Origin of the sequence: Sphingobium cupriresistens LL01 (assembly GCF_001046645.1) — a bacterium.
GTDB classification, from domain to species: Bacteria; Pseudomonadota; Alphaproteobacteria; order Sphingomonadales; family Sphingomonadaceae; genus Sphingobium; species Sphingobium cupriresistens.
On sequence record NZ_KQ130438.1, the window covers coordinates 121,855 to 133,839 of the forward strand.

Consider the following 11,985-nt stretch of genomic DNA (forward strand, 5'->3'; position numbering starts at 1 on the left):
GATATGACCCGGACCTTCATCGCTCTCCTGCTCGGCGCGAGTGCGCTCACCGCCTGCGCCGCCGGGCCGGACTATCGGCCGCCCGCTACCCCGACAACGGCGGCCGCGCCCTTCATCGGCGCGACCGGCGCGGCGGTCAGCACGGCCGCCGTGCAGGATCGCTGGTGGACGCTCTATGGCGATCCGCTGCTCGACACGCTCGTCGGGGACGCGCTGGCCGCCAACACCGACATCCGCGTTGCGGTGGCGCGGATCGAGCGGGCGCGAGCGTCGCTGCGCGGCGCGAAGTCGGATCGTCTGCCGCAGACCAGCCTCGGCGCGTCCGGCACCTATAACCGGACGTCGGCGGCGCAGTCGCTGCCGGGCATAGACCGGGAAAATTGGGTGCTCGATGGCGGGCTCGACGTCTCCTATGAAGTCGATCTGTTCGGCCGGGTGAAGCGCGGCGTCGAAGCGGCGCGCGGCGATCTGGCGGCGGTGCAGGCCGATGCCGACGGCGTCCGCGTCGCGGTGATCGCCGACACGGTGCGCGCCTATCTCGACGTTACCGCTACGGCCGAACGGCTGGCGGTGGCGCAGCGAACGGTGGCGCTGCTCGATCAGTCGATCCGCATCACCGGCGCGCGATTCGACGTCGGTCGGTCTGATCGGCTGGACGTGATCCGTGTGACCGCGCTGCGCGAACAGCAAAAGGCGACGATCCCGGCGCTGGCCGCGGATCGGGATGCGGCGCTGTTCCGGCTGGCGACGCTGACCGGGCGGACGCCGCAGCAATTGCCCGACAGCCTACGCGCGGCGACCCGCACGCCGCAACTGGCCCAGCCGATCCCGGTCGGCGACGGCCAGGCGCTGCTGGCGCGGCGGCCGGATGTGCGCGCGGCCGAACGGCGGCTGGCGGCGGACACGGCGCGGATCGGCGTAGCGACGGCCGACCTCTACCCCCGCATCACGCTGGGCGGATCGGTCGGCACCACGGCGCTGGGTGGCGGCAATGTGCTGGGCGGCGGGCCGTTGAACTGGGTGCTGGGACCGCTCATCAGCTGGGCCTTCCCCAACACGGAAGCGATCCGGGCGCGGATCGGCGCGGCGAAGGCCGACGGCGCGGCCTCGCTGGCGACCTTCGATGGTACGGTGCTACAGGCGCTGGAGGAAAGCGAACGCGCCTTGTCCGCCTACGCCCACGCGATCGAGCGGGCGCGGACGCTGGGTCTGGCGCGGGACGAAGCGGCGCGCGCCGCCCGGATCAGCCTGGCGCGGCAGCGCGAGGGGCAGATCGATTTCCTGACCGTGCTGGACGCGCAACGCACGCTGGCGAGCGCCGAGGCCGATCTGGCGACCGCGACCCGCGCCCTGTCCTTCGCGCAGGTCGATTTGTTCCGGGCGCTGGGCGGGGGATGGGGTCAGGCCGCGGCCTGATCCCACCGGCTTCAGGCCTCGGTCTTCGCCTTGCTCAGATCATAGGCGCCCAGACCCGGCTTGTAGCTCTTCTCGTCGATGAACTGCCGGATGCCTTCCTTGCGGCCTTCGCTCTTGTCGTGGAAGTTGGCGGCTTCCTGCATCCGGACCAGATAATCTTCCGCCTCGTCATAGGTCATGGTGCCCACGCGGCGGACGGCATCCTTGGCGAATTTCAGCGCCACCGGATTCTTGCTCAGCAGCATTTCGGCGACCTGCGTCGTGCGCGCCTTGAGCTGCTCCAGCGGGACGCTCTCATTGACCAGCCGCATGGTGGACGCGGCCTTGCCGTCGATCAGATCGCCGGTCAGCGTCAGCCACATGGCGTCGCGCATCGGCAGCAGGTCGACCACCACCTTGGTCACGCCGCCGCCGGGCAGGATGCCCCAGTTGATCTCCGACAGGCCGAACTGCGCCTCATCCGCGCAGATGGCGAGGTCGCAGGCGAAGAGCGGGCCGAAGCCGCCGCCAAAACACCAGCCATTGACCATGGCGATGGTCGGCTTGTGAAACCAGCGCAGGCGGCGGAACCAGCCATAGCTTTCCGCCTGCGACTTGCGCACGCCGCGCAGGCCCTGCGATTCGGTTTCGCGGAAATATTCCTTCAGGTCCATGCCCGCCGACCAGGCGGTGCCTTCGCCGCCCAGCACCAGCACGCCGACATCGTCGCGAAATTCCAGCTCGTCCAGCACTTCCATCATGCGCCGGTTGAGCGTCGGGCTCATCGCGTTGCGCTTGGCCGGCCGCGCGAAATTCACCCAGGCGATCCGGTTTTCGACATGTACGGAAACGACGTTCTGCTCTTCCATCTTCCTGCTCCTGCGCAATATGTATCATAGGCATACAATCTGAGGATCAGGATAGGCAAGCGCTTTTTGCACATGGCTCTGGCAGTCCGCTTGACTCGTCTGGCATATCTTTTAACGATAACGATCGTTATTAATAAGCTGGCATGACTGGCGAGTGAGGTGAGATGGATGTGAAGGGCAAGACAGCGGCGGCGATAGCGCCCGCCATCATCGCCGCCTTTGGGGCGATCGTCGGCAAGGATCATGTCTTTTTCGATGAGGTCGATCAGGCCAGCTATCAGGACAAGTTCGCGATCGACGACGCGCGCCACCACCCCGCCGGTGCGGTCGCTCCGGCCACGGTCGAGGAAATCCAGGCGATCGTCCGCATCGCCGCTGACCGCGGCATCGCGCTCTGGCCGATCAGCCGGGGCAAAAATCTGGGCTATGGCGGTTCCGCGCCGTTGTTGGCGGGATCTGTGGTGCTGGACCTCAGCCGGATGAAAAAGATCGACTATGACGAGGCGAACGGCACGGTGCTGCTGGAGCCGGGCGTTGGCTTCTACGACCTCTACGATTTCCTGAAGTCGAGGGGCATGAAACATTGGCTTTCGGTGCCCGGCAACAGCTGGGGATCGGTGGTCGGCAATGCGCTGGACCGGGGCATGGGCTATACCCCCTATGGCGAACATGCGACGCGCATCTGCGGCGTGGAAGCCGTGATGGCCGATGGCCTGGTCGTGCGCACCGGCATGGGCGCACTAAACGGCGCGCCGACCTGGCAACTCTATCGCTTCGGCTTCGGCCCCGGCTGGGACCAGATGTTCGTCCAGTCCAATTTCGGCATCGTCACCAAAATGGGTCTGTGGCTGATGCCCGCGCCGGAATCGCTGATGGGCATGGATCTGGAATTCGACCGGCCGGAGGATTTGGGGCCGTTGATCGACGCGATCGCGCCGCTGCGCCGCGAAGGACTGTTGCAGCAGTCGCCCACCATCGGCAACTGGTTGCGCGCCGCCGCCGTGGTGACGACCCGCGACCAGTGGACCGACAAGCCCGGCGCGCTGCCCGACGATGTGATCGCGGCGATTCGCAAGAAATTCAACGTCGGCTGGTGGGGGGTGAGCCTGCGGCTTTACGGCCGGGAGTCGGTCAACAAGGCGGCCTATGCGATTCTTGAGCACGAACTGGGCAAGCTCAAACCCATGTCCCTACGCCCGACCGTGTGGAAGACGGGCGAACCGCTGGAGGCGACCGGATGGACCGGCACGCCGCTCACCATGCCGATGCAGAACGCCAACTGGCATGGCGGGCGCGGCGGGCATATCGGCTTCTCGCCGATTCTGCCGCAATCGGGCGCCGCGGCGCAGGCCCAGTTTCAGCGCACCTACGCCCGCTACAAGGAATATGGCATGGATTATCAGGCCAGCTTCGCCTTTGGCGAACGCCACCTCATCAATGTGAACGCGGTGCTGATCAACAAGGATGATGCGGACCTGATGGGCCGGGTCGATCCCTTTCTCAAACATCTGATATCTGACGCCAAGCGCCAAGGCTATGGCGAATATCGGACCCATCTCGACTATATGGACGCGGTCGCAGGCACCTATGATTTCAACAAGAACGCGCTGGGGCAGCTCAACCGCAAGGTGAAGGATGCGCTCGATCCCAGGGGCGTGATCGCGCCGGGGAAGAGCGGCATCTGGCCCAGCAGCCAGTCGGGAGGACAGGGCTGATGCGCCGGGGGATGATCGCGCTGGTGGGCGCTGCATTGATGTTGGCGGGCGCGGCTTGCGGCCGGGCGAGCGAAACGCCGACACAGGCGCCCAAGGGGCCGCCGCCTTTGCCCGCGCCCGAAACGCTCTCGTCGCGACCACAAGCCACGCCGGGCGAGCAACTCTATCTGACGAAATGCGCCATGTGCCATGCGCCGGGCGGCATGGGTACGGGCCTGCTGGCGCGACGCACCGACCAGCCCTTGCTGGAAAAGCGTACCGACCTGACCGCCGACTATGTCGTGCAGGCCGCCCGCATGGGGATCGGGAACATGCCCGCCATCCCGCGGGGCGAGGCGAGCGACGCCGAGTTGCGGCAGATCGCCGAGCATCTGGCCAAGGGGGCGAAGCCATGAACGGCGTATCACGAAGGGTCTTTCTCGCGAGCGCGGCCGTGGCGTCGGCGGCGCTGGCTGGCGGACGGGCGGAGGCGGCTACGCTGCCGCTCCTGCTGCACGATGCCCAATTGGCGGCCGGGCGCCGCTTCGCTGCGCGGGCGCAACTGCTGGGTGGAAAGGCGGTGGCGCTGGAGGGCGACCGGGTGCGCCAGATGCGCGATTTGCTGGCGGCCGCCCCGACGGCGATCTTCGCCGTGACGCGGCGGAGTGACGAACTGCTGGTCGGCGAGATCGCGGCCGAAGCGGGCTATCTCCGCGTGGCGCTGGTGCGGCATGGCAGGGGTGGGCTTATAACTGCGAACTGCGCACCGGACGGCGTCACTATCGGCGCGCTGGCGCAATTCTCCGATGCGGCATGGCCCGAAGCCTTTGCCGAACTGGCGCTGGACAAGATCGGCCAGTGCGCCGTCGCGCCCGCCAGCCCGGCTCTGCCCGCGCTCAGTTGGATGATGGCCCGCCGTTGACCTAAGTTCGTTCGGGCTGCGCGAAATCGAAGCCGGTCATTGAGCGCAGCGAAATGTCTTCGCTCCGCTCTGACGAGCCCTCCGCCTTCGCTCAGGGCGAACGGTTCTCATGTGAAGTGTGGTACGTCAATTACCGCCGGATAATCAGCGAATCCGGCCGCTTGCGGGGCGCCCACTTCCCCCGACCGGGGAAATTCTTCAACACTTCGCCATCCCACAATCGCACGGTGCGGCGTAGGAAGCGCCACTGGCCGTCCGCGCCCTTCACCGCATGATCGTCATACCAGCCGGCAAAGCGCAGCAGATAGGGCGGCTCGCCCTCGCATTCGGTGACGAAGGCGAAGCCGCGCATCTTGCAACTGCCGTCCGCCTGAGCCGTATATTGAACCTGCGTCACATGATGCTGGCGACCCGGAAAGCCCGGCGCATTGCGATAATGTTCGGCGATGCCGCGAATTCCCTCATGCCCTTCCCAGATGTCGGGATCGTCGAACACCTCCTCCACCATGCGCGCATCGTGCGTGAAGCAGGCGACCAGCCCGTCGACATCGCCGGTATCGAGCGCCCAGCTATAGGCGGCGATCAGGTCTTGCAGCGCAATCCTGTCCTCGATCGGAAGGGAAGGCATGATAGTCACTCTCCTTGGTTCTTCGGCCTTGGTTCTTCGGCTTGACGTAATGATAACATTCGTTACGATTATCTGCAACAAGACGACAGATCATGCAAGCGAGAGGACGCATGGGGAAGATCATCATTTCAGGCGCTTCGGGCGCCTTCGGCCACGCGGCGGCGCAATGGCTGCTGGAAAAAATCACGCCGCAGGACGCGATATTGCTGACCCGCACGCCGGCGAAGCTGGCCGATCTGGCAGCCCGCGGTGCGGACGTGCGCTTCGCCGATTTCGACGATCCCGCGAGCCTGCCCGCCGCGATGGCGGGGGGCGAGAAGATGCTGCTCATCAGCACCGCGCGCGTTGGCACCCGCGTCGGCCAGCACCGCCATGCGGTGGAGGCCGCGGTCGCGGCGGGCGTGCGGCATATCGTCTATACCTCCATCATTGCCGCCGATCAGCCCGGCAATCCCGCGATCGTCAAGAACGACCATCGCGCGACCGAGGAGATCATCGAAGCCTCCGGCGCCGCCTGGACCCATTTGCGCGACAGCCAATATGCCGAGGCGATCGCCGGGCCGATGACCATTCCCGCGCTGATGATGGGCGGCAAGCCCGACAATTGCGGTGACGGCCCGGTGGCCTTCGTCAGCCGCGACGATTGCGTGGCGACCGCGGTCGGCGTGCTGACCCAGCCGGGTCATGAAAATCAGGCCTATGTGCTGACCGGCCCCGACCTCATCACCATTCCGCAGGCGATGGCGATGGCCAGCGAAATCGCCGGCAAGCCGATCGTGGTCGATCCGGTCGATGACGACGCGATGTTCGCCTATTTCGATGCGCTGGGCGCGCCGCGCCATGCCTCCGATATCGCGCCCGACGGGCCGATCCCCTGGTCGAGCGACGACATGGTGACATTCGGCCAGTCGATCCGCGAGGGCTATTTTGCGGAAAAGACCGACTGGGTCGAGAAGATCACCGGCCGCAAGCCCAAAAGCCTGCGCGATGTGATGCTGGCGCACAAGGAAGGCTGGCCGCTGTGAAGAAATCGTTATTGGCGATTGCAGGCCTGCTGGCGCTGGCGAGTTGTGCGGGTAGCGGGCCGGGTGGCGACAGCGGCGCGGGCGACGACTGGCCCTATACCGGCGGCGACGTCTGGGGCAGCCACCATTCGCGCCTGACCGACATCGACAAGGGCAATGCCGGACGGCTGGGCCTCGCCTGGTCCTATGACCTCAATACCAACCGCGTGCAGGAAGCGACGCCCGTGGTGGTCGACGGCGTCATGTATAGCAGCGGCAATCTTGGCCGCGTCTATGCGCTCGACGCCGCGAGCGGCCAGCCGCTCTGGACCTTCGAGCCGGAGGTGGACATGCAGGCGAACCGCTCCACCTGCTGCGACCAGGCCAATCGCGGCGTCGCGCTCGCGAATGGCAAGGTCATGGTCGGCGCGCTTGACGGGAGGCTCTACGCGCTCGACGCGAAGACCGGCAAGATCCTCTGGAAGACTGACACGGTCGTCGATCACAGCCGGGGCTATACCAGCACCGGCGCGCCCGAAGTGGCAGGCGATCTGGTCATCATCGGCAATGCCGGCGCGGAATATGACGTGCGCGGCTATGTGACCGCCTATCGTATCGCCGACGGCACGCAGGCCTGGCGCTTCTTCACCGTGCCCCATGATCCGGCCAAGGGGCCGCAGGAGGACAAGGCGCTCGATGTCGCGCTCAAGACCTGGGACGCCAATAGCCGCTGGGATATTGGCGGTGGCGGCACCGTGTGGGACGCGATCAACTATGATCCCAAGTTCGGCACCGTCTATATCGGCGTCGGCAATGGCGGCCCCTATTCGATCGCGACCCGATCGCCCAAGGGCGGCGCGAACCTCTATCTCTCCTCGATCGTCGCGCTGGATGCCAAGAGCGGGGCGGTGAAATGGCATTATCAGGAAACGCCCGGCGACAGCTGGGACTTTACCGCCACCCAGCCGATGGTGCTGACCGACATGGAGGTGGACGGCAAGGTCCGCCCGGTCATCCTCCATTCGCCCAAAAACGGCTATCTGTTCGTGCTGGATCGCGAAACCGGCAAGCCGCTGCGCGTCAATCCGCTGGTGCGGACCAACTGGACCAAGGGATTCGACAAGGATGGCGTGCCGCAGATGACGCCGGACCGCACCGATTTCTGGAACGGTCCGCGCATCATCTTCCCGTCCTCGGCGGGCGCGCGCAACTGGTATCCCGCCGCCTATGATGCGGAGCGCAAAAGCTATTATGCCTCTGTGCTGGACATGGGGAACCTGATGTTCACCGTGCCCCCCGGCACGCCGGCGGAAGCGCGACGGCCCAGGGCGCTCAACGTCCAGACGACCCTCATCTTCACGCCGCAACTGGAGGCGGTGCTTCCCACCCTGCCGCCCGCGATCCGCGAGCAGGTTGAAAAGCTGCCCGAAATGCAGTGGGTGAAGGACAAGCCCTATAGCAGCGAGTTGCGCGCCATCGATCCGCTGACCGGCAAGGCGCGCTGGGCGGTCCCGACCGAGGGCTGGCAGGACCGGATGGGGATGCTGTCCACTGAGTCGGGCCTGATCGTCCATGGCACGATCGGCGGCAAGCTGGTCGTCCGCGACGCCGACACTGGCAAGCTGATCAGGGAAATCGATACCGGCACGTCCATCATGGCCGCGCCCATGACCTATCGCGTGAAGGGCGTGCAATATATAGCGGTCGCGGCTGGCTTCGGCGGCGGCGGCTGGGGCTATGTACCGCGCTATTCCGCCGCCTATCGCAACGGCAACGCCAACCGCATCCTGGTTTTCAAGCTGGATGGCGGCCCGGTGCCGCCGCCGACGGCGTTGCCGCCACCGGAAGTCGCCTCTGCGCCGCCCGCGCAAAAGGCTGGCGTCACGCCTGCGATGATCGCCAAGGGGCAGGGACTGTTCTTCCAGAATTGCGCCATTTGCCACAGCAACCAGTTGCGCTCCACCGCGCCCGATTTGCGGCGGATGCAGCCTGGCACGCATGACATGTTCAACCAGATCGTCCGCGACGGCCTGCTGCTGCCGGGCGGGATGCCGCGCTGGGACGATTTGCTAAGCGTCGAGGATGCAGACGCCATCCACGCCTGGCTGATCGCCGAGCAGGGGCCGCTGCGGGAGCGGGAACTGAAATTGAAGGCGGCGGGCAAGCCGCTTGACGCGCCCAGCGCCGCCATCATGTCCAATTTCTAGGAACGACCATGGAAGACACCGACATCATCGTTGTGGGCGGCGGTTCGGCCGGGTCCGCGATGACCGGGCGGCTGGCCGAAGCGGGTTTTGCCGTCACCCTGGTCGAAGCGGGCAAGACCGATCGGCATATGCGATCGCGCGTCCCGGCGCTGACCAGCGCGATCGTGCAGAATCCGGCTTATGACTGGTGCCATCAGGTCGAGCCGGACCCGTCGCTGGGTGGCCGGGCCGACATCTGGCCGGCGGGCAAGATGCTGGGCGGCGGCAGCGCGCTCAATGGCATGATGTTCATCCGCGGCCATCGCTGGGACTATGACGAATGGGCACGGCAGGGTGCGGCGGGATGGGATTATGAGTCGGTCCTGCCCTATTTCCGGCGCATGGAGGATAATGAGCGCGGCGCCGACCAGTGGCGCGGCACCGGCGGTCCGATCGCGGTGTCCGAAGGGCGCGCGCGCTATCCGATCACCGACCAGTGGATTGCGGCGGCGCAGGCGGCGGGCATCCCCCGATCAGCGGACCTGAATGGCGAACATGCCGAGGGCGTCGATTATGTGCAGGTATCGCAGCGAGGCGGCACGCGCTGTTCGGCGGCGCGCGGCTATCTGCACGAGCGGCGCGGCGGCAAGGCGCCGACCATAATGTTGGACGCGCAATTGCTGCGCATCCTGATCCAGGCAGGACGCGCAGTCGGTATCATCTATTGGCAGGACGGCGTCGAAAAGACGCTGCGCGCCCGTCATGGCGTGGTGCTGAGCGCGGGCGCGATGAACACGCCGCGCCTGCTGATGCTGTCCGGTATCGGCCCGGCCGATCATCTGCGCGCCCATGGGATAGAATTGGTGTGCGATCGCCCCGGCGTTGGTGGCAACCTTCAGGATCATGTCGGCACCCATGTCGTCAACGAAGTCGATGCGCGAACGCTCAACAGCGACGCGCGGGGCTTGCGCGGGGCATGGCAGCTGCTGCGCTATGCGCTGTCGCGGCGTGGCGCGCTGACAACTGCGATCGGCCATGCGCAGGCTTTCGTGAAGAGCCGGCCGGAATTGCCCGCGCCCAATCTCCAGATCAGCTTCGCCGCCTTCGCATTCGATTTCGATGAACAGGGCCGGTTGATGCTGCGCAAGACGCCGTCCGTATCCACCCTGGTCGGGCTGATGCGGCCCAGCCATCGGGGGCGGATCAGTCTCCGCTCCGCCGATCCCTTCGCGCCGCCGAAAATCGAGCATCGGCAACTGGGCAGCGAGGATGATATCGACCAGATCGTCGAGGGCATCGGCATCGCCCGCGGCATCCTGCATGAGACACCGATTGCGACACATATAAGGGGGGAGCTACGCCCCGGCGCGGCACTGACCGATCCCGATCAGTTGCGGGACTATGTGCGGATGGCGTCGATCCCGCTCTATCATCCGGTCGGCACGGCCAGGATGGGCATGCGCGACGATGCGTTGGCGGTGGTCGATGCCGATCTGGCCGTCATCGGCGTCGAGGGGCTGTGGGTCGCCGACGCCTCGGTCATGCCCAGCCTTCCCGCTGGCAATACCAACGCCACCGCGATCATGATCGGCGACAAGGGTGCGGATCATCTGCTGAGGCGCCTCCGCCGCCATTGAGGCGCTGGCGGCGCGGGGCCTGCTTTGCCACAAGGCGGACATGACACCGAATCGCGCCGCCCTCCTCGTGGATGCCATCGCCCCCTTGCCGGTATGGCGCACGTCGTGACGCCGCGACTGGGCGCGGGATTGGTGATCGGCGCCCCGGCGTCGGGCGCGGGCAAGACGATGGTGACGATCGGCCTGCAACGCGCCTTCACCGATCGCGGCCTGAGCGTGCAGGGCGCCAAATGCGGACCCGACTATATCGACCCGGCCTTTCACGAAGCCGCGACTGGCCGGCCCTCGGTCAATCTGGACGGCTTCGCCATGGCGCCGACCATGCTGCAGGGGCTGGCGGCGCACGTCGCTACAACTGTCCAACTCGTCGTCGCGGAAGGCGCGATGGGCCTTTATGACGGCGCACGGTCGCCGGGTCGTTCGGGCGCGTCGGCCGATGTGGCGCGGCTGTTGGGCTGGCCGATGCTGCTGGTCGTCGATGCCCGCGCAGCGGCGCAGACGGCGGCGGCGGTGGCGCATGGCTGCGCGACCTTTCCCGGCGCGCCGGCCATCGCCGGGGTGATCGCCAACAAGGTGGCCAGCACGCGCCATCTCCGCATGATAGAGGATGGGTTCGCGCGTATCGGCCTGCCGCTGCTGGGCGCCATCGCAACGGAGGAGGAGCTGGCCATGCCGTCCCGCCATCTGGGGCTGGTGCAGGCTGGCGAGACGGAGGAACTGGAACGGCGAATCGACGCGATCGCAGCGCGGGTGACGGCGCAATGCGATCTGGATGCGATCCAGGCGGCGGCCGGCGCTACGACAGACGTGCCGGCGCAACCGCCCGGCATCCGGCCGCCGGGGCAGCGGATCGCCGTCGCCAGGGACGCCGCCTTCAGCTTTTTCTATCCCCATATCGTACATTGGTGGCGGTCGGCCGGTGCGGAGCTGCGCTTCTTTTCTCCGCTGGCGGACGAGCCGCCGCCCGCCGACTGCGACGCCTGCTGGCTGCCCGGCGGCTATCCCGAACTCCATGCCGCGCGGATCGCGGCCAATGGCCAGTTCCTGAACGGCCTGCGCGCCTTTGCGCGGAGCCGGCCGGTGCATGGCGAATGTGGCGGCTATATGGTGCTGGGTCGCACGCTGGAGGATGGCGACGGCGTCGTCCACCCGATGGCGGGCCTGTTGCCGATGGACACCAGCTTCGCGCGCCGGCGCAGGACATTGGGCTATCGCCGCGCGCGGCTGCGGCAGGGCGCCAGCTTCGCCTCTGTCGGCCAGCTATTGCTGGGCCATGAATTCCATTATGCCAGCATCACCGCCAGCGAAGGCGAACCGCTGGCCGACATGGCCGATGCGGAGGGGCAGGCGCTTTCCCCGGCCGGGCACCGCGCGGGTCATGTGACCGGCGGCTTCTTCCACTTGATCGCCTGATCCAACTCGATTAGGGCCGCATCTGCGTCAGGTTCCCCGCAAGGGGATCAAAAGGGAACGGGGTTCAAGACCCCGGCTGCCCCTGCAACTGTGAGCGGCGAGCCATCGAGGCACAGGCCATTGGAATCGATGATTCCGAGAAGGCGCTTCGAATACGGCATTGACCCGCAAGCCAGGAGACCTGCCTGTCGCGGTCGTTCTTCGTCCGGACAGGGTGTGCCGGTCGAACGAGGATAT

The 11,985-nt window shown here is 66.5% G+C and carries 10 protein-coding genes and 1 riboswitch; of the genes, 8 read left to right on the forward strand and 2 right to left on the reverse strand.

What is annotated here, in order from left to right; translation table 11 throughout:
- Positions 1-3 precede the first annotated feature (3 nt).
- Positions 4-1,416, forward strand: a complete 1,413-nt coding sequence (locus V473_RS20505; RefSeq protein ID WP_066609163.1) for an efflux transporter outer membrane subunit — start codon at positions 4-6, stop codon at positions 1,414-1,416.
- Positions 1,417-1,427: 11 nt separating this feature from the next.
- Here V473_RS20505 and V473_RS20510 read toward each other — a convergent pair whose 3' ends face one another.
- A complete protein-coding gene (locus V473_RS20510) occupies positions 1,428-2,264 on the reverse strand; it encodes a p-hydroxycinnamoyl CoA hydratase/lyase (protein ID WP_066609164.1) in 837 nt (278 codons plus the stop codon).
- Between the two features lie 170 nt (positions 2,265-2,434).
- Between V473_RS20510 and V473_RS20515 the strand changes: the two genes are divergently transcribed.
- Genes V473_RS20515 through V473_RS20525 form a run of 3 tightly spaced genes read left to right on the forward strand, consistent with a single transcriptional unit; the run spans position 2,435 to position 4,880 of the window.
- Positions 2,435-3,979, forward strand: coding sequence for an FAD-binding oxidoreductase (locus tag V473_RS20515; RefSeq protein WP_244884567.1), 1,545 nt, complete (start codon positions 2,435-2,437; stop codon positions 3,977-3,979).
- The gene (locus tag V473_RS20520) at positions 3,979-4,374 is read left to right on the forward strand and encodes a c-type cytochrome (RefSeq protein ID WP_244884568.1); all 396 of its coding nucleotides are present in this window, start codon (positions 3,979-3,981) and stop codon (positions 4,372-4,374) included. Before V473_RS20515 ends, V473_RS20520 begins: the two co-directional genes overlap by 1 nt.
- Positions 4,371-4,880, forward strand: a complete 510-nt coding sequence (locus tag V473_RS20525) for a hypothetical protein (RefSeq protein WP_066609167.1) — start codon at positions 4,371-4,373, stop codon at positions 4,878-4,880. Before V473_RS20520 ends, V473_RS20525 begins: the two co-directional genes overlap by 4 nt.
- A 130-nt stretch (positions 4,881-5,010) precedes the next feature.
- Here V473_RS20525 and V473_RS20530 read toward each other — a convergent pair whose 3' ends face one another.
- Positions 5,011-5,508 carry a nuclear transport factor 2 family protein gene (locus tag V473_RS20530; protein ID WP_066609168.1) on the reverse strand — a complete coding sequence of 166 codons (498 nt, stop codon included), beginning with the start codon at positions 5,506-5,508 and terminating at the stop codon, positions 5,011-5,013.
- Positions 5,509-5,618: 110 nt separating this feature from the next.
- Here V473_RS20530 and V473_RS20535 point away from each other — a divergent pair, with 110 nt between their 5' ends.
- The 4 genes from V473_RS20535 to V473_RS20550 all read left to right on the forward strand — a co-directional run bounded on the left by V473_RS20535 (position 5,619) and on the right by V473_RS20550 (position 11,748).
- Positions 5,619-6,533: an NAD(P)H-binding protein gene (locus tag V473_RS20535; RefSeq protein WP_066609169.1), complete on the forward strand. Its 915-nt coding sequence runs from the start codon at positions 5,619-5,621 to the stop codon at positions 6,531-6,533.
- Positions 6,530-8,719, forward strand: coding sequence for a PQQ-dependent dehydrogenase, methanol/ethanol family (locus V473_RS20540; protein WP_244884569.1), 2,190 nt, complete (start codon positions 6,530-6,532; stop codon positions 8,717-8,719). The genes V473_RS20535 and V473_RS20540 overlap by 4 nt, the downstream gene beginning before the upstream one ends.
- A gap of 8 nt (positions 8,720-8,727) precedes the next feature.
- On the forward strand, positions 8,728-10,335 hold the full coding sequence (locus tag V473_RS20545) for a GMC family oxidoreductase (protein ID WP_066609170.1): 1,608 nt from the start codon (positions 8,728-8,730) through the stop codon (positions 10,333-10,335).
- Between the two features lie 105 nt (positions 10,336-10,440).
- On the forward strand, positions 10,441-11,748 hold the full coding sequence (locus V473_RS20550) for a cobyrinic acid a,c-diamide synthase CobB (protein WP_066609225.1): 1,308 nt from the start codon (positions 10,441-10,443) through the stop codon (positions 11,746-11,748).
- 12 nt (positions 11,749-11,760) lie between these two features.
- Positions 11,761-11,951, forward strand: a riboswitch (cobalamin riboswitch).
- The last annotated feature ends 34 nt before the right edge of the window (positions 11,952-11,985 follow it).